Here is a 20,142-nt window from a genome sequence, read left to right as displayed (position 1 = left end):
GGGGACCTGGGGCGCTACCTGGGGGGCTGAGGCGAGGTGCTGGACGGCGCAGTTCCCCGCGCCCCTTTCCAGGGCCGCGGGGAACTGCGCCGTCTTTTCAAGCGAGGGTCTGGGGGCGGCAGCCCCCAGGAACGGGACGGGTAGGGGCGGAGGGGGCGAACAACCCGCCACAGCAACCCACTACGCCCAGAGCTGCCCCTGCAGCGTCTCGATCGCTTCCTCCGTGGTCGCCGCCGTGTAGACGCCCGTCGAGAGGTACTTCCAGCCGCCGTCGGCCACGACGAAGACGATGTCGGCGGGCTCACCCGCCGCGACGGCCTTCTTGCCGACACCGATCGCGGCGTGCAGCGCGGCCCCCGTGGAGACGCCCGCGAAGATGCCCTCCTGCTGGAGGAGTTCCCGGGTACGGGTCACCGCGTCCGCGGAGCCGACCGAGAAGCGCGAGGTGAGGACCGACGCGTCGTACAGCTCGGGCACGAAGCCCTCGTCGAGGTTGCGCAGGCCGTACACCAGGTCGTCGTAGCGCGGCTCCGCGGCGACGATCTTGACGTCGGGCTTCTGCTCGCGCAGGAAGCGGCCGACGCCCATCAGCGTGCCGGTCGTGCCCAGCCCCGCCACGAAGTGGGTGATCGAGGGCAGGTCGGCGAGGATCTCCGGGCCCGTCGTCGCGTAGTGCGCGCCGGCGTTGTCCGGGTTGCCGTACTGGTAGAGCATCACCCAGTCCGGGTGCTCGGCCGAGAGCTCCTTGGCGACGCGCACGGCGGTGTTCGAGCCGCCCGCCGCAGGGCTGGAAATGATCTCCGCGCCCCACATGCCGAGCAGGTCACGACGCTCCTGCGAGGTGTTCTCGGGCATCACGCACACCATGCGGTAGCCCTTGAGCTTCGCCGCCATGGCCAGCGAGATGCCGGTGTTTCCGGAGGTCGGCTCCAGGATCGTGCAGCCGGGCGTCAACCGGCCGTCCTTCTCCGCCTGTTCGATCATGTGCAGGGCCGGACGGTCCTTGACCGAACCCGTCGGGTTGCGGTCCTCCAGCTTCGCCCAGATGCGGACGTCCGCGGACGGCGACAGCCGCGGCAGGCGCACCAGAGGGGTGTTGCCCACCGCGGCGAGCGGGGAGTCGTAGCGCATGAGGGGTCAGCAGCCGATCAGAACATGCCGCCGGCGACGGCCGGCAGGATCGTGACGTTGTCGCCGTCGGTCAGCTTGGTGTTGATGCCGTCGAGGAAGCGGACGTCCTCGTCGTTCAGGTAGACGTTGACGAAGCGGCGCAGCTCGCCGCCGTCCACGATGCGGGCCTGGATGCCCGCGTGCCGGGTCTCGAGGTCGGCGAGGAGCTCGGCGAGGGTCGCGCCGCCGCCCTCGACGGCCTTCTCGCCGCCGGTGTAGGTGCGGAGGATGGTGGGGATGCGGACCTCGATGGCCATGGCTTGGGGCTCCTGTCGGGAGGAAGTCAGTCGGTGGGCGCGCGGCAGCGCGGGAAAGCAGGGGGTACGCCGGTTGCGGAGCCGCGGCTCACGGCCGTACGGCGGCGGCAGGGGTCAGCGCGTACAGATGGCGCTCTGCAGCCTGCACAGGTCGACGTGCAGCCGCGCCACGAGCAGCATGCCCGGCGTCTTGTCGCTCACGTCGTGGGAAACCATGGGCTCATCGTATCGATTCCCGGTCCGGGTCCCGGAGTGTGATCTCAGATAGTGGATGAATTCTGACCGAATTGCGGGATCGCCTCGGGATCCCGCCGGGATCGGTCCGGATCAGTAGGCCTCCACCACCTTGATCTCCTCCTCCGTCACCTCGCCCTCCACGATCCGGTACGAGCGGAACTGGAAGGGGCCGGCGTCGTCCGCGTCGGCGGTGGAGACCAGGACATAGTGCGCACCGGGTTCGTTGGCGTACGAGATGTCCGTGCGGGACGGGTACGCCTCGGTCGCGGTGTGGGAGTGGTAGACGATCACGGGCTCCTCGTCGCGGTCGTCCATCTCGCGGTACAGCTTCAGCAGGTCGCCGGAGTCGAACTCGTAGAACGTGGGCGAGCGCGCGGCGTTGAGCATCGGGATGAACCGCTCGGGGCGGCCGGTGCCCTCCGGGCCCGCGACGACGCCGCACGCCTCGTCGGGGTGGTCCTGGCGCGCGTGCGCGACGATCTGGTCGAAGAGGGCCTGGGTGATGGTCAGCATGCTGGCCAGGATAAGCAGAAGGGCCGTCCCGTACCGAGGGGTGGTACGGGACGGCCCACATGGTGAGCAGCGTGAGCTGCGAGGCTCGGCCGACGGCTGCCGTGCGGCTCGGTCGGCCGTTGCCGTGCGGATCGGCCGGCGACTGCCGTGCCGATCAGCCGGCGACTGCCGGTGCGGCTCAGCCGACCTTCTCGAACTCCGGCTCGCGGCGCTGGGTGACCTCCGGGTTCCGCGCCTTCAGGATCGCCCAGCCGACGGCCAGAAGGGCGGCCCAGCCGGCCATCACGTACAGGCAGATGCGGGAGTCGGCGTCGTATGCGATCAGGCCGGTGACGAAGAGCAGGAAGACGACCGCGATCCAGCTGCACTTCGCGCCGCCCGGAGCCGGGAAGGAGGACGCGGGCAGGCGCCCGGCATCGACCGCGCGGCGGTACAGGATGTGGCTGATCAGAATCATCAGCCAGGTCCAGATACCGGCCGCGGTGGCCACCGAGGTGACGTAGCCGAAGGCCTTCTCCGGGACGATGTAGTTCAGGACCACGCCGATGCCCATGAAGAGCACCGAGACCGTGATGCCGATCGCGGGGGTCTTGGTCGAGGAGAGCTTGTTGAAGACCTTCGGCGCCTCGCCGTTGTCGGCCAGGGTGCGCAGCATCCGGCCCGTGGAGTACATGCCGGAGTTGCAGGAGGACAGGGCCGCGGTCAGCACCACGAAGTTGACGATGCCGGCGCCCGCCGGGATGCCGATCTTCGCGAAGGCCTCGACGAAGGGGCTGACGCCCGGTGCGAACTCCGTCCACTTCACGACGCAGAGGATGACCGAGAGGGCACCGACGTAGAAGAGGGCGATGCGCCAGGGCAGGGTGTTGATCGCCTTGGGGAGCGTCTTCTCGGGGTCCTCGGACTCGCCCGCCGTGACGCCGACGAGCTCGACGGCGAGGTAGGCGAACATGACGCCCTGCAGGGTCATCAGGGACGAGCCGATGCCCTTGGGGAAGAAGCCGTCGAACTGCCAGAGGTTCGCGACAGACGCCGTGTCACCGGCCGAGCTGAAGCCGAAGGTGAGGACGCCGAGGCCGATCACGATCATGCCGATCAGGGCGGTGACCTTGACCATCGAGAACCAGAACTCGATCTCGCCGAAGAGCTTCACCGAGATCAGGTTCGCCACGAACAGGACGACCAGGAAGACCAGGGCCGTCACCCATTGCGGGACCTGCGGGAACCAGTAGTGGACGTAGATCGCGGCGGCCGTGAGCTCGGCCATGCCGGTGACGACCCACATCAGCCAGTACGTCCAGCCGGTGAAGTAGCCGAAGAACGGGCCGAGGAACTCGCGGGAGTACTCCGCGAAGGAGCCCGAGACCGGGCGGTAGAGCAGGAGTTCGCCGAGCGCCCGCATGATGAAGAAGATGATCACGCCCGCGAGGGCGTACATGAAGATGAGACTGGGTCCGGCCTTGGCGATGTTCGCCCCGGCTCCCAGGAACAGGCCGACGCCGATGGCGCCGCCGATCGCGATCATCTGGACCTGACGGCTGCCGAGCCCGCGCTCGTACCCCTCTTCGGGGGCGTCGCCGCCCACGGCCTCACTGCCGTCGTACTGCTTGTCGACCTGCGATGAGGTCATGTGTGATGCGCCTTTCTCCATGCCGATCCGAGCCAGTGCCTTGGCTTCGGATCGGGTTCCGATCCCCCCGGATGGTGGAGCTTTATGCCTGGCCGGCGATCCGCCGGCTGGTGGCGCACCCGACCGGACATGGGTGGTGTCCCGTCGGGCGGTCGTGAAGATTTATCACGGCCGCAACATTGATCGGTGGTGGCTGATGTAAGGCACGCCACAGGAAAAAGCGGACGAACAGACGTCCAGAGGCACATAACCGGCCACAGCGGTGACGCGATCGTTATCCGGAATTGAGCGTCCGTTGAGCGAACGCCAGAGGGCACTTATACCGACAGATCAGGGCATAAGAGTTTCGACGGATGAGCGCATGGGCGTTTCGAGAGATCAGGGCATGAGCGTTTCGACGAGGCTCTCCTGGAGGCCGCCCAGCCACAGATACGCCATCACCATCGGCTTGCGCGGGTCCTCGTCCGGGAGCCGGTACAGGAGGTCGGTGTCCTCCTCATCGACGACGTCGAGCCGGGAGCCGATCGCCAGGCGCAGGTCGTTCAGGGCGCGCAGCCACTGCTCCGACTCCTCGACGGACAGTTTGAGGACGCCGCCGCCGTCGCCCGCCGTGGTGAGCGAGTCGAGGGAGCGGATCACCACGAGGGCGTTCTCGCGCTTGGCCGCACGCAGGTCGTTCTCGGTGAAGCGGCGGAACTCCGACGAGTACGCGCGCTGCTCCTCGGCCTGCGCCGGCGAGTCGGCCTCGACGTCGGGGCCGCTGTAGGCGTCGGGGAAGAGGCGCTGCAGCACGGGGTCGGTGGGCGGCTCGCTGGGGCCCTCCGCGAACAGTTCGGCCAGCGGGTCGTCGGGGGCGTTCTCCGCGGGGCCGGGACCGATGAGCTCCAGGAGCTGGACGGCGAGGGAGCGGATGATGGAGATCTCGACCTCGTCGAGCGCGACGGCCGCGCCGCCGCCGGGGAGCGGTTCGAAGTGTCCTGGCATGGAGTGAGTTCGCTACTTCCGGTCCTGCGCCATGGGTGCGGGCTGTGCGGGCTGCTTCCGGTCCTGCGCGCCGTTTCCGGCTTCCGGGGCTCGGGCTGCGTTCTGCGTTCGGGCTACTTCCGGTCCTGCTGAAGGGTGGCCCACAGACCGTAGCCGTGCATGGCCTGTACGTCGCGCTCCATCTCCTCGCGCGTGCCGCTGGAGACGACCGCCCGGCCCTTGTGATGGACATCGAGCATGAGTTTGGTGGCCTTGTCCTTGGTGTACCCGAAGTACGCCTGGAAGACATACGTCACGTAGCTCATGAGGTTGACCGGGTCGTTGTGCACGATCGTGACCCAGGGGACGTCCGGCTCGGGTACGGCGAAGACCTCCTCCGCCGACTCGGTCTTTTCGATCTCTAGGGGTGCGGGAGCCGTCACACCGCCCATGCTGCCACCTGACCCGGGTGCCCGCACAAACGGGCCCCACTGAACGGACCCACAAATCGTCAAAGTGACGAGATGGGGGTACGATCCCGTCATGAACACAGCGGACCTTGGGCTGCCGGTGGACGTTCCCTCGACGGCGCTCTTCACGGACCAGTACGAGCTGACGATGTTGCAGGCCGCGCTGGCCGCGGGGACGGCCGAGCGGCGCTCGGTCTTCGAGGTCTTCACGCGGCGGCTGCCCGACGGGCGGCGCTACGGGGTCGTGGCCGGGACCGGCCGCGTTCTCGACGCGGTGGAGAACTTCCGCTTCGACGCGGACGTCCTCGGCTTTCTGCGCGAGCAGCGGATCGTGGACGAACCGACCCTGGAGTGGCTCGCCTCGTACCGCTTCAGCGGCGACGTGTGGGGCTACCCCGAGGGCGAGGTGTACTTCCCGGGCTCGCCGATCCTGCGGGTCGAGGGGTCCTTCGCGGAGTGCGTGCTGCTGGAGACGGTGATCCTCTCCATCCTCAACCACGACTCGGCGATCGCGGCCGCCGCCTCCCGGATGACCTCCGCCGCCGGGGAGCGGCCGCTGATCGAGATGGGCGCCCGGCGCACGCACGAGCTGGCCGCGGTCGCCGCCGCGCGGGCCGCGTACATCGGCGGCTTCACCACCACCTCCGACCTGGCCGCCGGGTTCCGCTACGGGATTCCGACCGTCGGCACCTCCGCGCACGCCTTCACCCTGCTGCACGACCGCGAGCGGGACGCCTTCCAGGCACAGGTGAAATCACTCGGCCGGGGCACCACGCTGCTCGTGGACACGTACGACGTCACCGAGGCGGTCCGGATGGCCGTCGAGGTCGCCGGCACCGAACTGGGCGCGGTGCGCATCGACTCCGGCGATCTGCTGCTGGTCGCGCACCGGGTACGTCAGCAGCTGGACGAACTGGGCGCGACCCATACGAAGATCATCGTGACCTCCGACCTGGACGAGTACGCGATCGCCTCGCTGGCCGCGGCGCCCGTGGACGCGTACGGCGTCGGCACCCAGCTGGTGACGGGATCCGGCCATCCCACCTGCTCCATGGTCTACAAGCTGGTCGCCCGCGCCGAGTCGGCGGACCCGAAGGCCCCGCTGGAGGCCGTGGCCAAGAGGTCCACCGGCGGCAAGACGTCCATCGGCGGACGCAAGTGGGCGGCTCGGCGACCCGACGAGTACGGGGTCGCCGAGGCCGAGGTGATCGGCACCGGGCCGGTCCCCGGTGAGCTGGTCGACCACCAGCTCCTGGTCGAGCTGATCAAGGGCGGCCAGGTGATCGCCCGCGAGCCCCTCGACGTCGTACGCGACCGGCACGCGGCGGCCCGCGCCGACCTGCCGCTGTCGGCGACGCAGCTCTCGCGCGGAGAGCCGGTGATTCCCACGGAATACGTCTGATTGGCGATACGTCTGATTCGCGCGGACTACGTCTGTGACCCACGGAGTATGTCCGAGACCCACGGAGTACTTCCGAGACCCACGGAGTACGTCCGGGACGTGGGCGCCGGCCTCGCCGGGACGGCGCCCCAGTGGCCCCACTGGTGCCCACTCGTGCGGCCACGCATGAACAACCGGTGAGCGGGAATGCAACGGCAGCGTGCCTGCGCGGTCGGCGGAAGCCAAAAGCCCCCTCCCGCAGCGCACTTGAAGTCTCTAGGCTCGGTACAAGCAGCAACGGCCGGGCCCGCACCCCCTCCACCGACCTCCTGCCAAGCCGAAGGACACCGACCATGCGCCGCGCCTTGATCGTCGTAGACGTGCAGAACGACTTCTGCGAGGGTGGCAGCCTCGCGGTGGCCGGGGGTGCCGACGTGGCCGCCGCCATCACGGAGCTGATCGGGCAGGCGCCCGCCGGCTACCGCCATGTCGTGGCCACGCGCGACCTCCACATCGCCCCCGGCGGTCACTTCGCCGACAACCCCGACTACGTGCACTCCTGGCCCGCGCACTGCGTGGCCGGCACGGAGGGGGTGGGCTTCCACCCGAACTTCGCCCCGGCCGTCGCCTCCGGCGCGATCGACGCCGTCTTCGACAAGGGTGCCTACGCGGCGGCGTACAGCGGCTTCGAGGGCGTCGACGAGAACGGGATCTCGCTGGGCGACTGGCTGCGGGCCCGGGAGATCAACGAGGTGGACGTGGTCGGCATCGCCACGGACCACTGCGTGCGCGCCACCGCCCTCGACTCGGCCCGCGAGGGCTTCCGCACCCAGGTGCTCCTCGACCTCACGGCCGGGGTGGCCGAGGAGACGACGGAGCGGGCCCTGGAGGAGCTGCGGGCAGCGGGCGTGGAGCTGACGGGCAAGCCGGTCGTCTAGCCCCTGCGGGAGCGCCCGACGGAGGGTCCGGCAACCCCTGCGGGAGCGCCCCACGGAGGGTCCGGACGGGGGTTCGCCACCGCCGACACGTACCGTCGCCGCAGCCGGCCGCCAGGACTACTCCCTGCCGCCGCTGCCGCTGCCGCTGCCGCCAGCATGACCGCCGGCCGTCACGGCTGCCCACGCCGACAACGGCACTTACCGTCGCGCCGCTCGCCGTCATGGCCGCTCACCCTCGTATCTGCCACCGCCGTTGACTACTCACCGTCGCCGCCGCTCGCCGTCATGGCCGCTCACCGTCGTAACTGCGGCCCGGTTGATTACTCACCGTCACCACTGCCGATGCCACGGCCACTCACCGTCGCCGTCGCTCGCCGTCGCGGCGGGAATGGCCCGTCGGCGGATCCAGAGTCCCCGCACTCTCACGACATCCGTCTCACGCCTGCGCCGCAGGGCGTCTCAGCAGGGCTCTGATCGGATGCCAGAGCTCCTGGGCCAGTTCCGGGCCCGCGACACCGATGTCAGGGGCCGTCCGCCATATGAGGCCGTCGGGGTGGTGCAGAACCGCGGTGATCTCGTCCGGGGTGGGAGGCGCCGCGTTGCCGCGGAGGTAGACCGCACGCAGGCCCAGGTTGCGCAGCCGCGTCAGGGCTCGGGCACGGTTCTGCGCGAGGACCAGAAAGCGCACACAGCCGCCGCCCGAGCCCGACGGGCTGGGCAGGTTCAACGCCACCACCACGCTGCCGTTCGGCAGCTTGCAGAAACCTCCTGCGGCCATGCGGTCACACCCCCGTGCGAGTCAGTGTCAATAAGCGAGCCACAGGACGCACCTAAACACGGATCGGCGGCAACCCGCCAGGGGGTCGCCGCCGATCGCCTTCTGACCTGCGAAAATGCCGACTACTTCACCGCAGGGCCGACCCGGAGCGAGATCGTGGAGCCGTCCTTGGCCTCCTTGACGATCTGGATCTTGGTGTTGGTGTCAGTGATCTTGACACCGGCCGTCGGGGTGCTGCTGTCGTAGTAGGTGCTGGTGTGGTCGTTGAAAACCGGCACGCCCTTCGACGACGGGATCTTGGTCGCGACATCCGCGTTGTGCAGCGTGATGCCGTCGGTGCGGTACAGGCTGAACGGCGAGTCGTACGCCTGGACGCGGTTGCGCATCAGCGTGCCGTCGGACCACTTCAGCGCGGCCGGGTGCGAGTCGACCGGCAGGACCAGGCCGACGCCCGGGTGGACGCTGGTGTTGTTGTCCGCCTGGGAGGTGTCCCACTTCCAGATCAACAGGCCGTTCTGGTACGGGTAGTGCTCCACCCAGTCCGGACGGGTCGTCGAGAAGCCGAAGTTGTACGGGCCGACCTTGAGGGTCTTGTCGTACGAAACGTACTGACGGTTCTCGGCGATGTAGTACTGCGCGTAGTCCTTGGTGAAGGACGCCCCGATGCGGGAGAAGCCGGTGGCGGTCCAAGCCGCGTCGGCGGCCTCGGCGTTGTCGGAGAACACCGTGGCACCGTCGGCGGTCAGCGCGATCTCGTCGGCCGCGAAGCCCTTCTGGGCCACGCCGCCATCGGTCTGGTAGCGGAAGCGGACGTCGATCTTCTTGCCCGCGTAGGCGTCCAGGGAGTACGACAGCTTCTTGTAGCCGTCGACCGTGCCGGTCAGCGCCGGCTTGTCGCTGGCGTCGTGCGGGATGGGCTGGCCGTCCACCGTGCCGTCGATCGCGGTCCAGTTGGCGCCGCCGTCGGTCGAGACCTCGGTGTAGAGGAAGTCGTAGTTGGCCTCGATGTCGTAGTAGCCGTCAAGGGTCAGCGTGGCCGAGGACTTACCGGTGAGGTCGACCGAACGGGTCAGCGTGTTCTTGAGGTTGTCACCGCTGCCGCTCCACCACTGGGTCGAGCCCTGCGCCGGGGTCACGACGGTCGTGGTGACCGCCTTGTCCGGCAGGTTGACCACGAGGGCCTGCTTGTTCCAGGTGTTGTACTCGGCGACACCCAGCTTGTGCGTGGACTGCTTGCCGGCCTTGGCCGTGTCGTAGTTGAGCCAGCCCAGCTGCAGCTTGTCCCAGGCGTTGAAGTTGCCCGGGAGGTCGCCTATGGACTCCTTGCCGGTGCCGAGCCAGGAACCGGAGGACATCAGGGTCCAGAAGCCGGTGGAGTTGTCGCCGTTGCCGGTGGTGTCGTAGTGGTCCGGCAGACCGAGGTCGTGGCCGTACTCGTGGGCGAAGACGCCGAGTCCGCCGTTCTCCGGCTGGATGGTGTAGTCGCCGACCCAGATGCCGGTGCCGCCGATCTGGGCGCCGCCGAGCTTGTTGTCGGCCGGGCCCGTGGCGCCCGCGTCGGTGCCGAACGCGTACCAGCGGTGGGCCCAGATCGCGTCGGTGCCCTGGACGCCGCCGCCCGCGGACTCGTCCTCACCGGCGTGCACGATCTGGAAGTGGTCGATGTAGCCGTCGGGCTCGTTGAAGTTGCCGTCGCCGTCGAAGTCGTAGCGGTCCCACTGGTCGAACTTCGCCACGTCCGCCTTGATCTGGGCGTCGGTGCGGCCGGCCGCCTTCTGCTGAGCGACCCAGGAGTTCAGGCCGTCGCTGACGACGTTCCACACGCTCGGGCAGTTGGTGGAGCCGCAGGCGTTGTTGCCGTAACGGGCCTCGTTGTAGAGGACCTTGACCCAGTCCGCGACCTCGCCGTCGACCGAGTAGCGGCCCGAGGACTGCTTCTCGTAGAACTTCTTCATCGACTCGACGTTCTTGCCGGTGCCGAAGTAGAGGTCCTGGAAGTGCTTCTGGTTGTAGTCCGCCTGCCAGGCGGTGCTGTTGTCCTTGGTGCGGTCCGGCTTGGCTATCTTGTTGTGCCCCGGGCCGGCCGTGCCGCCGTACGTCGGGTCGACCTTGTCGCCGAACTCGACCAGGATCGTGAAGATCTTGTCGGTCTTCTCGCGGCCCAGCTCGACGTACTTGCTGTGGCCCTTCTTGCTCTTGAGCTGTACGACCTGCGAGCCGTCACGGTCCTTGACCTGGGCGTCGCCGGATATGACCTGGTTCAGGGCCTCTTGGCGCTGGGCGGTCTGGGTCTTGCTGAGCGGGCCGTCGAGGTCGTGGTCGACCGCGGTCTTGGCCGGCTGCGGGTCGTGGCGGTGGATGGTGGCCGACGACGATGCGTCATCGGCCTGCGCCACGGCGAACGTAGAGAACGTGGCGGTGGCCGCCGCGAGGGCGACGCCCACCGCTGCTGCTCTGAACGTCCATGGTCTGCTGGTCACTTGATGTCCTCCCCCGCGTCCGCTCGCGCGGATGGGGGGTCCCGGTCATGGAAGTCCGCGCGCGTCTACGCGATTCAAGTGACGACATTTGACCGGAGTTACCAAAGAAAAGACAGATCTTGACTTGAACCTGGCAAGTGCATTATGCGGAGCGGAGGTTCGCTATCCGAACGCTTCGCGCAACCCCCAACCGGCGCGCCCGTATGTCCACTTGATGGACGTGATGACTCCGTGCGCCCCCTGTGCATCGGCACCGTGGGTAAGGTCACGCTTACCAGTCGTTCCACTCGGGCATGCAGGCGAATAGAGTCGATTGGCGGAGCGTCGGAAGTCGGCGGAAAGCCAAGCCGACACCGTTGTCTCACCCCCGATTCTTATCCGCACCCTCCCCCATCGCGAGAGGCACCGGGGGGAGACCCCCACCCGAGGACACGATTGCCATGCCTCGTCCGACCGCCGCACAGCTCGCCTACGGTTCCTGCACCGTGATCTTCTCGACCCTCGCCATGCTGCTGCTGTCTCAGACGAGTTCGGGCCTGGGGATCGCGCTGATCACCCTCTCGGCGCTCGCCCTCGGGCTGCTCGTCGCCGTGACGGTCCCGCTGCCGAAGCCCACGCCGTCCGCGGCGGCTCCGGCTCCCGCTCCGGTCGAGCGGGTGCCCGTACAGCGCGAGACCGCGTCCGTGTCCGCCGCCGCGGCGCCCCAGCCCGTGCACGAACCGGCCGGCCCCTGACGCCCGGCCCACCTCGTGCGTGAACCGGCCCGTGAGGCACGGACCCGCCCGTTTTCGGAGCGCTGCCGCCGCCTTGGGGTCAGCGCCTACGAGGCCGACCGTGTACGTCAACCGGTGCTGACCACCACCGTCTTGGCCGCCTTGTCGTGCAGGCCCTGCTTGTAGGGCTTGTCGAAGAAGCTCCAGCCGCCCGCGATCGCGGTCCAGATGCACGCGCAGCAGAACGCGAACGGGAGCCACAGGACCAGCGAGCGCGTCAGCATGGTCTGCACGGAGGGCGTGGAACCGTTGTCGAGGTTGGCCACCCGCAGGTTGAACAGCTTCTTGCCGAAGGTCTGTCCCGACCTGCTCATCATGATGGTGTCGTACGCGACGTAGAGCACGGCGGCGATCACTTCCTTGCCGAAGGATTCGCCGAACTTGATCTTGTCCGTGTCCATTGTGTACTGGTGGAGCCCGAAGGCCCAGGACAGCAGCCACACCACGATGCCCACCAGGATCATGTCGAGGATCCTCGCCAGCACCCGTTTGCCGCTGTCGGCGAGCGGGGGCATGCCGGCGAGCGGATCGCCGCCGTAGGGGCCGCCACTGCCGTAGGGATCGCCGCCTCCGTAGGGGGGCTGGCCTCCGCCGTAGGGGGGTGGCTGGCCGCCTCCGTACGGCGGGGGCTGATCGCCGTAGGGAGAGCCGCCGCCCGGGGGCGGCGGGGGGCTGTCGTACGGGGAACCGCCGCCCTCGGCGGGCGGGGGCTGCTTCTTGAACGGGTCTTCGTCCGGTGGCCGGCCGGAGCCGGGGGGCGGCGGTTCGCTGCTCATGGCCCGAGTCGACCGCGAACCCTCCGGCTCCGCATCCGGCGAGGGCCGTCCGAGGGACCGGGCCGGCCCTCGCCGGAGGGTCCTCAGGAAGGCCGCGGCTTCACGAGGACGCGGCCACGAAGGTGTGGGCCGCCTTGTCGTGCCAGCACTGCCGCCACGGCTTGTCGAACAGACACCACAGCACGCCGACGACACCGACCACGAGCAGGCCCGGGACGCTGTAGACGAGCCAGCGGCGCAGGGCCGCGCCGAAGGTCGGCGGTTCGTGGCCCTCGATGTCGCGCACCTCGATGCCGCACAGCTTCTTGCCGAGGGTGCGGCCCCACTTGGCGGTGGGCAGCGCGTCGTACAGGACGCCGAAGAGGAGCAGGACGCCGAGGACGATGCCGAGGCAGCTGGTCGTCGTACCGTCGAGGAGCCAGACCGTGACCTGCTCGCCGGACAGCTTGGCCGCGTCGATCTTCTCGTTGATGTGGTCGATCGCCTTGGTGCCCAGCGGCACGGCGGCCACGGCGGTGACACCGGCGAGCACGACGGTGTCGACGAGGCGTGCGGCCAGGCGCTTGCCCAGACCCGCGGGCCGCGCCGCCGACTGCCGCCGCGCGGCCGCCTGGAACACGTCGTCGACCGGCGGCTTCCACGGTGCGACCGGCTGCCCCTCGTCGGCCGTGGCACCCGCGAGCCGGTGCACCTGCTGGGCCCAGGACGGCTGTCCGCCGCCGGGGCCCGAGGTCATGGGGGCAGGGCCACCGGACTGCTGCGGGACGGAGGGAGTGGCGGGCGTGGCGGGGGCGTGGCGAGCGGCGGCCGCCGCCTGGGCGGCCTGCCCGGCGCCGAAGCCGCCACCGGCGTGGCCGCTCGCGCCGGAAGCGCCCGAAGCTCCGGAAGCGGGGGAAGTCCCGGGAACGCCTGAAGCACCGGGCGTACCGGAACTACCGGCCGCACCGGCCGTGCCGGGTGCGCCCGCCGCCGGGCCCGTGCCCCCGGTCTGCGCCCCGTGCTGCCGCTCCGTGCGCGGAGAGAGCGCACGGAAGGCCATGGTGCCCTCGGAAGGGAGGGGGTCCTTGCCGCCGGGCGTGGCGGAACCCTGGTCCCCCGTACGGCCCGCGCCGGGCGTGCCCTGCGACCCCGCGGGCCGCACCGGCCCCGTGGGACGGCGGAACACCACGGTGCCGCCGGATGCCGGGGGCTGCTGGTCGCTGCCCGAGGCCGCGGGCGGGATCGTCGCCGTTCCGTCCGTGCGGGAGGCCGTGCCGTCGGGCTGGACGATGTCGTCGCCCGGCTGTGCCGCGCGGGGCACGCGGGGGTCGGCACCCTGGGGCCCGCCCCAGGACACCCGGCGGTCCTGCTCGCCGCCGAAGCCGGACTGCTGGGAGCGGTCGGCACCCCACGCGGCGGCGGGCTCGGGCCGGCTGCCGTGCTGCGCGTCGGCGGGGGACACCGGGGGCTGGGGGTCCTCGTCGAAGAAGTGCGGACCCGTCTCCTCCGCCGGAGCCGGCGCCGGTGCGGGCACATGGGCCGGTCGCGCGGCCGGCGGCGGTGCGAGCGGTTCGCCGTCGGACGGCGCCGGACGGCTCGTACCCGGTACCCAGGCGGCACCGTTCCAGTACCGGACATATCCAGGAATGGAGGGATCCGGGTAATACCCTTCGCGGGGCCTGTCGTCACCGGGGGCCGGGGTTGGGGCACTCATGTCCGTCGTCCCGTATCTGCTCGGGGGTCTTTTGGGGGCTCCACATCTATCAGACGGGCGCACTTGTCACGGCCGCTCCCGCCTTACCCACCCCTTTCGGGCATGGTTCCGCCATCTCTTGCGAGCCGGGTTCCGGGGTTGTCCGGGAAGGGGCCGCCCCTCATCACAGACAACACCCGAAGCCGGCTCGGCGCCGGCCCGAAGCCGGTCCGAAGAAATTTGCCGGAACCCGCGTAATGCTTCCGGACCAACGCGCTCTCCACTCGTACCGGCCCGCCCGCCGGACCCCGTACACGACCCGCCCACGGGCCCCTTACACGAGAGGAAACGCACGACATGCACATCGTGGTGGAACGCGAACTCGAGCTCACACTCGTCCTGTCGCCCGAGCGCAGCATCCCCGTCCCGGCGCGGCTCAGCTACCGCACCGACGACCCCTACGCCGTCCACATCACCTTCCACATCGGAACCGACCATCCCGTCGACTGGACCTTCGCCCGCGAGCTGCTCGTCGAGGGGGTGTTCCGGCCGTGCGGGCACGGCGATGTGCGGGTGTGGCCGACGAAGGTCGCGGGCCGCGGCGTCGTGCTGATGGCGCTGGGCTCGCCCGACGGGGACGCCTTGCTCGAAGTGCCGGCCGCGCAGCTGTCGGGCTGGCTGGAGCGCACCCTGCGGGCGGTCCCCCCGGGCTCCGAGGCCGAGCAGCTCGGCATCGACGACGCACTGGCCGAGCTGCTCGCTCCGACGCCTGCCGACGACCTGTGGCTGCGCGGCCCGTGGCCGTCGGACGAGTCCAAGGACGGTGAGTAGCGCTGGGTGTCAGAACAGCTTGCCCGGGTTCAGGATGCCCAGCGGGTCGAACGTCGTCTTGATGGCCCGCTGCATCTCCACTCCCACCGGGCCGATCTCGCGCGCCAGCCATTCCTTCTTCAGGACGCCCACGCCGTGCTCACCGGTGATCGTGCCGCCGAGTTCCAGCCCCAGCGCCATGATCTCGTCGAAGGACTCGCGGGCGCGCCGGGACTCGTCGGGGTCGGACGCGTCGAAGCAGACGGTGGGGTGCGTGTTTCCGTCGCCCGCGTGCGCGCAGACCCCGATGGTCAGGGCGTACTTGTCGGCGACGCGCTCGATCCCTTCGAGCATGTCGCCGAGCCGGGAGCGCGGCACGCACACGTCGTCGATCATCGTCGTGCCCTTGACCGCTTCGAGCGCGGTCAGCGACAACCGCCGCGCCTGAAGCAGGAGTTCGGACTCGGCCGCGTCCTCCGCCGGTACGACCTGGGTGGCGCCCGCGGCCTCGCACAGCGCGCCGACCGCCGCGAGGTCGGCGGCAGGGTCGTGGGTGTCGAAGGCGGCCAGGAGCAGGGCCTCGGTGGTCTCCGGCAGGCCCATGTGTGCCATGTCGTTGACGGCCTTGACCGTCGTACGGTCCATGAGTTCGAGCAGGGAGGGCACGTGGCCGCCCTCCATGATCCGGCAGACGGCGTCGCAGGCGGCCCGCGCCGACCCGAACTCGGCGGCCAGCACCAGCTGTTGGGGCGGCTGCGGCTTCAGGGCCAGAATCGCCCGTACGACGATGCCGAGCGAGCCCTCCGATCCCACGAAGAGGCGGGTGAGGTCGTACCCGGCGACGCCCTTCGCCGTACGGCGGCCGGTGTTCATGAGCCGTCCGTCGGCGAGGACCACCTCCAGTCCGAGGACGTACTCGGCCGTCACCCCGTACTTGACACAGCACAGGCCGCCGGAGGCCGTGCCGATGTTGCCGCCGATCGTGCACATCTCCCAGCTGGAGGGGTCCGGCGGGTAGTACAGGCCGTGTTCGTTGACCGCGCGGGAGAGCGCGGCGTTGATGACGCCTGGTTCGACCACGGCGATGCGGTCGACGGGGTTGATCTCGAGGATCCGGTCCATCTTCACCAGGGACAGCACGATGCAGCCGTCCGAGGCGTTGGCGGCGCCCGACAGGCCGGTGCGGGCGCCCTGGGGGACGACCGGGACGCGCAGCTCGGTCGCGGTGCGCATGACGTGCTGGACCTCTTCGACGGTGCGCGGCATGACGACCACGGCGGGCGTGCCCGCCTCGCAGAAGCTCGCCATGTCGTTGGCGTACGAGGCCGTGACGTCCGGGTCGGTGAGGACGGCTTCGGCCGGCAGGCCGCTCAGCAGGCGCTCGACGAGGTTGCCGGTCGCTGCCGTGTCTTCATCCTGCGGGGCTTCGATACGGCTCATGATCACAGCGTCGCACTCGGGGCCATCGGTGTGAACCCCGTCCGCCCGAGGCTTTTGCTGCCGGGATGTGGTCTTCGTACTGGCGCACAGTGAGCGGCATGGAGATCGAAAAGCCACAGCCGGTTCTCTCCGGGCTGCAGCCCCAGGAACCCCACGGGCCGCGCTTCTCCCCCGTCGCCAAGCGCGTGCTGTTCGGCGTGGTCGTGGGCGGTGTCGTGCTGGGCGGGGTGCTGGTGCTGCTGCCCCCGGTGCGGCAGACCTTGGTGCCGCCCTCGGCGGGGCCGGGCTCGGTGACCCGGGCGCACCAGGCGGTCGTGGCCGGGGCGCCCGCCTCACTGCCCGACCTGGCGGCGCTCATCGGGGATCGCGAGGCCCATCTGCGGGCCCATCCGCGCGACGAGCAGTCGTGGGCGGTGCTCGGCAGCGCGTACGTGGAGGAGGCGCGGCGCACCGCGACGCCCGCGTACTACTCCAAGGCCGAGAAGGCGCTGCGTACGTCGCTGCAGATCAGACCGGAGGGGAACGCGGAAGCGCTGGAGGGCCTGACCGCGCTCGCCAACGCGCGAGGCGACTTCCAGGAGGCCAAGGAGTGGGGCGAGGCGGCCGTGGAGCAGTCGCCGAAGCGGTGGACGGCGTATCCGCTGCTGATCGATGCGTACACCGGCCTCGGGGACTACAAGGCCACTCGTGGGACCCTCGAAAAGCTGCAGAAACTGCACTCCGGGCCGGCGGTGCTGGCGCAGGCCTCGCAGGTCTACTGGGACCGCGGCTGGCGCGAGGACGCGGCGGCCACGATCGCCGACGCGGCGGCGGGCGCGCGGACGCCCGCCGAGCAGGCGGTCTTTCTCCAGCAGGCCGGTGAGCTGGCATGGGAGCGCGGTGACCCGGAGCAGTCGCTGCGCTACTGCGAGGCCGCGCTGGGCGCCGACCCCGACGCGCACGGGGCCCTCGCCGGTCAGGGGCGCGCGCTGGCGGCGCTCGGGCGCACATCGGACGCGCTGCACGCGTACCGGACGGTGCTCGCCAAGCGGCCCGCGCCGCGGTACGCGCTGGAGCTGGGCGAGCTGTACGAGAAGCTGGGGCTCGGCCGGGACGCGCGCGAGCAGTACGACCTGCTGCAGGAGCGGGTACAGCAGGAAACCGCCGGCGGTGTGGACGACGAGCTGGTCCTCGGGCTCTTCGAGGCGGACCACGGTGATCCGGCGGAGGCGGTGCGGCGGCTGCGCGAGGAGTGGGAGCGGCACCCCGCGATTCCCGTCGCGGACGCGCTCGGCTGGGCGCTGCACCAGTCCGGGGCGAACGAGGAGGCGGTCAAGTTCGCCACGAAGGTCTTGGACAAGGAGCACGGGGGTGGTGTGCGCAGCGCGCTGTACATGTATCACCTGGGCCAGATCGAACGCGCCCTGGACCTCTTCGGCCCGGCCCGCCGCCATCTCGCCGAGGCTCTGCGCATCAACCCCTACTTCTCGCCGCTCCTCGTGCCGCTGGCCCAGGAGACCCTGGAGGGGCTGGGCGAGCCGCCCCCGGGCGGGCCGCCCGAGCCGGCGGAGGAGGAGCCCGAGGAGGACACGGAGCCGCCGGCAGCGGAGCCGGCGCCTCAGCCCGCGCGGACGCCCGCACACAAGCCCGCGCGGACGCAGGCACCGACGCCCCCGCGGACGCCCGCACCGAAGCGCTCGGCGGCGCGCTGAGCGGCGGGCGCCGTCAGAGCGCCGCCGTGCCGATCAGCGCGTTACGGGTGACCAGGGCCGCCAGTTCCTCCTCGGGGAGGGACTCCGTGCCGGCGGGGCGGCGCGGGAGGACCATGTAGCGGGTCTCGGCGCTGGAGTCCCACACCGAGATCTCCGTGCCGTCCGGGAGTACGAGGCCGAACTCGGCGAGGACGGCACGGGGCTCACGGACGACGCGGGAGCGGTAGGACTCGGACTTGTACCAGCTCGGGGAGGGGCCGAGGAGGCGGAGGGGGTAGCAGGAACAGAGGGTGCAGACGATGACGTTGTGCACGCTCTCCGTGTTCTCGACGACCCTCAGGCGCTGGTACGAACCCTCCATGTGGCCGAGTTCCTGGGCGGCCGCCGTGCCGTCGGCGAGGAGGCGGGACCTGAAGGACGGGTCGGCCCAGGCGCGCGCCACCACCCGCGCGCCGTTCGCCGGGGACGACTGCGAAAGGAACGCGTCGATCGCCTCGTCCAGCGCCCCGCCCGAGAGCACCCCCTTCTCCTCCAGGAGGGTCTCCAGGCGCCGCACCCGCCGGGAGATCAGCGCGTCGTCGTGGTGGTCACCGCTCATCGTGCCGGTCCTCTTCCAAGTAGCTTTCCCACAAGTCCAGTACGACCTGGTGGTCGCCCTCGCCCCACAGATCGCGGGCCTCGAACCGGACGGCGTACACCTGCTCCACGGGGGCGTCCCCGCGCCCCTGCGCGCTGACGTCGGCGAGCTCCGCCCGGCCCTCCGGCTCGACCACCACGCCCCGCTTGCCCCGCGCGTACCGCGGCAGGCGGGTGTGGTGCGGCGGATCGTGGTGGAAGGTCCGGACCCGGGCGCCGGGCGCGAAGCGGTCAGCCATCGCGGGCCTCCAGCCCGGCCGATGCGGCCGATGCAGCCGGCTCACCCTGCTCGTCCAGTGCGCCCGGCTCGATCACGCCCTTGCGCTCCAGCAGGGCGCAGATCGCGGTGAACCACCGCTCGTAGTACGAGGCCGCCAAGTACTCCTTGGCCGGCATCGACTCGATCGCGTCCCGGAACTCGTTGGTGTTGAACACCCCTTGCGCGCGCAGGGCGTTGAAGAGTCCGACGACCCGTGCCTCCCAGTCCGCGTGGAAGGGCTCGGTGTCGTCGGTGGTGTCGAGGGCACCGAACCCCTGCATGCCGCCCACGTCGTTGATCCTGGCCATGCGGTCAGATTACGACTCCGCGGGCGTGTACGGCTTGTGGTAGATCGAGAACGTGCGGGCGTTCTCGTGTCCGGAGGCGAGCCCCAAGTACAGCCGGAGGCCGCCCTTGTGCCGGATCGCGAGGCCCTCGGGCTCGCGGTGGTCGAGCGAGTACCCGGCCTCGGTCCGCTCCCGCTGCAGCAGCTTGCCGGTGCGGATGTCGAGGCAGGAGAGGTACGCGTTGCCATGGCCCGACCGCGGGTTGGTCGCGTCGTCGTACGCCGTGCCCGCCAGCTGGTAGAGGTGGTCGCCGTGCAGCGCGTAGCCCTGGAACGGGACGTCGGGGTCCGGGTGGGCGCCGGTCTGCGGGAAGTCGGCGAGGTGGGTCGAGTAGTCGCCGGCGACGAATGCGTCGAGGTCGTAGACGCGGTAGCGCGGTGCGCCCAGGACGCGGTGGCGAACGGCTATGCGGCCGCTCGCCATGCAGACGGAGGGCTGGTTGTTGACGGAGCCCGGGATCGGATGGCGGACCTTGACCGTGTCCAGGGTGCGGGTGACGCCGTCGACGAAGCGGAAGCGGGTGACGCCGTTGCCGTAACCCTTGACCGCTTGCGCCTCGGTCCAGATGTACACGGTGCCGTCGGACGCGTTCTGCACGCCCATGCTCACCCCGTGCCCGAAGCGCGGCAGATACATGTGGCCCAGCCGGTTGCCGGCGTAGTCGAGCCGGGTGAGGCACAGGTTGCCCTGCGCCCGCCCGCCCGGCGCGACCTGCAGGACGTACAGCCGCTTGTTCACCTCGTCGAAGGCGAAGGACTGCAGAACCGTCTTCTCCTGGAGCGTGGCCTTCTTCCACAGCCAGCGAACGGCCGGTACGGCGAGGTCGATGCGCTCGTCCACAGGTCTCCCCAGGTCCTGTGGGCGCCCCCCGGCGTCCACAGGACCTGAGAGTGTCAACCGGCGTTCAGCGGTTGCAGGTTC

The 20,142-nt window shown here is 70.2% G+C and carries 21 protein-coding genes; 5 read left to right on the top strand and 16 right to left on the bottom strand.

Going from position 1 to position 20,142, the window contains the following annotated elements:
• Positions 1-180 precede the first annotated feature (180 nt).
• The 7 genes from ACIBK0_RS18160 to clpS form a co-directional block, all read right to left on the bottom strand.
• Entirely contained in the window at positions 181-1,131 is a 951-nt protein-coding gene (locus ACIBK0_RS18160) for a PLP-dependent cysteine synthase family protein (RefSeq protein ID WP_399080735.1), read from the bottom strand.
• 17 nt (positions 1,132-1,148) lie between these two features.
• Complete coding sequence (locus tag ACIBK0_RS18155) at positions 1,149-1,427, bottom strand: MoaD/ThiS family protein (protein ID WP_399080733.1); 279 nt, start codon at positions 1,425-1,427, stop codon at positions 1,149-1,151.
• A gap of 114 nt (positions 1,428-1,541) precedes the next feature.
• On the bottom strand, positions 1,542-1,643 hold the full coding sequence (locus ACIBK0_RS18150; RefSeq protein ID WP_313904860.1) for a putative leader peptide: 102 nt from the start codon (positions 1,641-1,643) through the stop codon (positions 1,542-1,544).
• Positions 1,644-1,754: 111 nt separating this feature from the next.
• Positions 1,755-2,177 carry a Mov34/MPN/PAD-1 family protein gene (locus ACIBK0_RS18145; protein ID WP_399080731.1) on the bottom strand — a complete coding sequence of 141 codons (423 nt, stop codon included), beginning with the start codon at positions 2,175-2,177 and terminating at the stop codon, positions 1,755-1,757.
• A gap of 178 nt (positions 2,178-2,355) precedes the next feature.
• The gene (locus tag ACIBK0_RS18140) at positions 2,356-3,807 is read right to left on the bottom strand and encodes an amino acid permease (RefSeq protein WP_399080729.1); all 1,452 of its coding nucleotides are present in this window, start codon (positions 3,805-3,807) and stop codon (positions 2,356-2,358) included.
• A gap of 378 nt (positions 3,808-4,185) precedes the next feature.
• On the bottom strand, positions 4,186-4,791 hold the full coding sequence (locus ACIBK0_RS18135; RefSeq protein ID WP_399080727.1) for a DUF2017 domain-containing protein: 606 nt from the start codon (positions 4,789-4,791) through the stop codon (positions 4,186-4,188).
• A gap of 113 nt (positions 4,792-4,904) precedes the next feature.
• Positions 4,905-5,222: an ATP-dependent Clp protease adapter ClpS gene (gene clpS, locus ACIBK0_RS18130; RefSeq protein WP_399080725.1), complete on the bottom strand. Its 318-nt coding sequence runs from the start codon at positions 5,220-5,222 to the stop codon at positions 4,905-4,907.
• A gap of 91 nt (positions 5,223-5,313) precedes the next feature.
• Here clpS and ACIBK0_RS18125 point away from each other — a divergent pair, with 91 nt between their 5' ends.
• Both ACIBK0_RS18125 and ACIBK0_RS18120 read left to right on the top strand, forming a co-directional pair.
• On the top strand, positions 5,314-6,642 hold the full coding sequence (locus tag ACIBK0_RS18125) for a nicotinate phosphoribosyltransferase (protein ID WP_399080722.1): 1,329 nt from the start codon (positions 5,314-5,316) through the stop codon (positions 6,640-6,642).
• Between the two features lie 332 nt (positions 6,643-6,974).
• On the top strand, positions 6,975-7,559 hold the full coding sequence (locus ACIBK0_RS18120) for an isochorismatase family protein (protein ID WP_399080720.1): 585 nt from the start codon (positions 6,975-6,977) through the stop codon (positions 7,557-7,559).
• A gap of 436 nt (positions 7,560-7,995) precedes the next feature.
• On the opposite strand, the gene ACIBK0_RS18115 is transcribed toward ACIBK0_RS18120, so the two are convergent.
• A complete protein-coding gene (locus ACIBK0_RS18115) occupies positions 7,996-8,337 on the bottom strand; it encodes a hypothetical protein (RefSeq protein ID WP_399080718.1) in 342 nt (113 codons plus the stop codon).
• A 122-nt stretch (positions 8,338-8,459) separates the two neighbouring features.
• Positions 8,460-10,817, bottom strand: a complete 2,358-nt coding sequence (locus ACIBK0_RS18110; RefSeq protein ID WP_399080715.1) for an immune inhibitor A domain-containing protein — start codon at positions 10,815-10,817, stop codon at positions 8,460-8,462.
• Between the two features lie 440 nt (positions 10,818-11,257).
• Here ACIBK0_RS18110 and ACIBK0_RS18105 point away from each other — a divergent pair, with 440 nt between their 5' ends.
• On the top strand, positions 11,258-11,551 hold the full coding sequence (locus ACIBK0_RS18105; RefSeq protein ID WP_399080713.1) for a hypothetical protein: 294 nt from the start codon (positions 11,258-11,260) through the stop codon (positions 11,549-11,551).
• Between the two features lie 107 nt (positions 11,552-11,658).
• Here the strand turns inward: ACIBK0_RS18105 and ACIBK0_RS18100 are convergent, their stop codons facing one another.
• Together ACIBK0_RS18100 and ACIBK0_RS18095 are read right to left on the bottom strand one after the other, a co-directional pair.
• A complete protein-coding gene (locus ACIBK0_RS18100; protein ID WP_399080711.1) occupies positions 11,659-12,366 on the bottom strand; it encodes an RDD family protein in 708 nt (235 codons plus the stop codon).
• A 100-nt stretch (positions 12,367-12,466) separates the two neighbouring features.
• The gene (locus ACIBK0_RS18095) at positions 12,467-14,059 is read right to left on the bottom strand and encodes an RDD family protein (protein WP_399080709.1); all 1,593 of its coding nucleotides are present in this window, start codon (positions 14,057-14,059) and stop codon (positions 12,467-12,469) included.
• A gap of 336 nt (positions 14,060-14,395) precedes the next feature.
• Between ACIBK0_RS18095 and ACIBK0_RS18090 the strand changes: the two genes are divergently transcribed.
• Positions 14,396-14,869 (top strand): SsgA family sporulation/cell division regulator, encoded by a 474-nt coding sequence (locus ACIBK0_RS18090; RefSeq protein WP_399080707.1) that lies wholly within the window; start codon positions 14,396-14,398, stop codon positions 14,867-14,869.
• Positions 14,870-14,878: 9 nt separating this feature from the next.
• On the opposite strand, the gene ACIBK0_RS18085 is transcribed toward ACIBK0_RS18090, so the two are convergent.
• Entirely contained in the window at positions 14,879-16,294 is a 1,416-nt protein-coding gene (locus ACIBK0_RS18085; protein WP_399080705.1) for an FAD-binding oxidoreductase, read from the bottom strand.
• 92 nt (positions 16,295-16,386) lie between these two features.
• Between ACIBK0_RS18085 and ACIBK0_RS18080 the strand changes: the two genes are divergently transcribed.
• Complete coding sequence (locus tag ACIBK0_RS18080; protein ID WP_399080703.1) at positions 16,387-17,979, top strand: tetratricopeptide repeat protein; 1,593 nt, start codon at positions 16,387-16,389, stop codon at positions 17,977-17,979.
• A gap of 13 nt (positions 17,980-17,992) precedes the next feature.
• Here the strand turns inward: ACIBK0_RS18080 and nthA are convergent, their stop codons facing one another.
• The 4 genes from nthA to ACIBK0_RS18060 are packed head-to-tail and all read right to left on the bottom strand — an operon-like array spanning position 17,993 to position 20,061.
• Positions 17,993-18,577 (bottom strand): nitrile hydratase subunit alpha, encoded by a 585-nt coding sequence (nthA, locus tag ACIBK0_RS18075; RefSeq protein WP_399080701.1) that lies wholly within the window; start codon positions 18,575-18,577, stop codon positions 17,993-17,995.
• Positions 18,567-18,854, bottom strand: a complete 288-nt coding sequence (locus ACIBK0_RS18070; protein WP_399080699.1) for an SH3-like domain-containing protein — start codon at positions 18,852-18,854, stop codon at positions 18,567-18,569. The genes nthA and ACIBK0_RS18070 overlap by 11 nt, the downstream gene beginning before the upstream one ends.
• A complete protein-coding gene (locus ACIBK0_RS18065; protein ID WP_399080697.1) occupies positions 18,847-19,182 on the bottom strand; it encodes a hypothetical protein in 336 nt (111 codons plus the stop codon). Before ACIBK0_RS18065 ends, ACIBK0_RS18070 begins: the two co-directional genes overlap by 8 nt.
• Positions 19,183-19,191: 9 nt before the next feature.
• A complete protein-coding gene (locus ACIBK0_RS18060; RefSeq protein ID WP_399080695.1) occupies positions 19,192-20,061 on the bottom strand; it encodes a Teichoic acid biosynthesis protein C (Precursor) in 870 nt (289 codons plus the stop codon).
• Positions 20,062-20,142 lie beyond the last annotated feature (81 nt).

This window comes from Streptomyces sp. NPDC050564 (genome assembly GCF_044457265.1).
In the GTDB taxonomy this organism is placed as follows: Bacteria; Actinomycetota; Actinomycetes; order Streptomycetales; family Streptomycetaceae; genus Streptomyces.
This window is presented reverse-complemented; position numbering and strand designations above follow the sequence as displayed.

What these genes read in the sequence shown, in the direction of transcription:
- ACIBK0_RS18115 (WP_399080718.1), bottom strand. Translation starts at nt 8,337, where the DNA reads ATGGCCGCAGGAGGTTTCTGCAAGCTGCCGAACGGCAGCGTGGTGGTG.
- ACIBK0_RS18125 (WP_399080722.1), top strand. Translation starts at nt 5,314, where the DNA reads ATGAACACAGCGGACCTTGGGCTGCCGGTGGACGTTCCCTCGACGGCG.
- ACIBK0_RS18065 (WP_399080697.1), bottom strand. Translation starts at nt 19,182, where the DNA reads ATGGCCAGGATCAACGACGTGGGCGGCATGCAGGGGTTCGGTGCCCTC.
- ACIBK0_RS18070 (WP_399080699.1), bottom strand. Translation starts at nt 18,854, where the DNA reads ATGGCTGACCGCTTCGCGCCCGGCGCCCGGGTCCGGACCTTCCACCAC.
- nthA (WP_399080701.1), bottom strand. Translation starts at nt 18,577, where the DNA reads ATGAGCGGTGACCACCACGACGACGCGCTGATCTCCCGGCGGGTGCGG.
- ACIBK0_RS18105 (WP_399080713.1), top strand. Translation starts at nt 11,258, where the DNA reads ATGCCTCGTCCGACCGCCGCACAGCTCGCCTACGGTTCCTGCACCGTG.
- ACIBK0_RS18090 (WP_399080707.1), top strand. Translation starts at nt 14,396, where the DNA reads ATGCACATCGTGGTGGAACGCGAACTCGAGCTCACACTCGTCCTGTCG.
- ACIBK0_RS18095 (WP_399080709.1), bottom strand. Translation starts at nt 14,059, where the DNA reads ATGAGTGCCCCAACCCCGGCCCCCGGTGACGACAGGCCCCGCGAAGGG.
- clpS (WP_399080725.1), bottom strand. Translation starts at nt 5,222, where the DNA reads ATGGGCGGTGTGACGGCTCCCGCACCCCTAGAGATCGAAAAGACCGAG.
- ACIBK0_RS18100 (WP_399080711.1), bottom strand. Translation starts at nt 12,366, where the DNA reads ATGAGCAGCGAACCGCCGCCCCCCGGCTCCGGCCGGCCACCGGACGAA.
- ACIBK0_RS18145 (WP_399080731.1), bottom strand. Translation starts at nt 2,177, where the DNA reads ATGCTGACCATCACCCAGGCCCTCTTCGACCAGATCGTCGCGCACGCG.
- ACIBK0_RS18160 (WP_399080735.1), bottom strand. Translation starts at nt 1,131, where the DNA reads ATGCGCTACGACTCCCCGCTCGCCGCGGTGGGCAACACCCCTCTGGTG.
- ACIBK0_RS18080 (WP_399080703.1), top strand. Translation starts at nt 16,387, where the DNA reads ATGGAGATCGAAAAGCCACAGCCGGTTCTCTCCGGGCTGCAGCCCCAG.
- ACIBK0_RS18135 (WP_399080727.1), bottom strand. Translation starts at nt 4,791, where the DNA reads ATGCCAGGACACTTCGAACCGCTCCCCGGCGGCGGCGCGGCCGTCGCG.
- ACIBK0_RS18150 (WP_313904860.1), bottom strand. Translation starts at nt 1,643, where the DNA reads ATGGTTTCCCACGACGTGAGCGACAAGACGCCGGGCATGCTGCTCGTG.
- ACIBK0_RS18140 (WP_399080729.1), bottom strand. Translation starts at nt 3,807, where the DNA reads ATGACCTCATCGCAGGTCGACAAGCAGTACGACGGCAGTGAGGCCGTG.
- ACIBK0_RS18120 (WP_399080720.1), top strand. Translation starts at nt 6,975, where the DNA reads ATGCGCCGCGCCTTGATCGTCGTAGACGTGCAGAACGACTTCTGCGAG.
- ACIBK0_RS18155 (WP_399080733.1), bottom strand. Translation starts at nt 1,427, where the DNA reads ATGGCCATCGAGGTCCGCATCCCCACCATCCTCCGCACCTACACCGGC.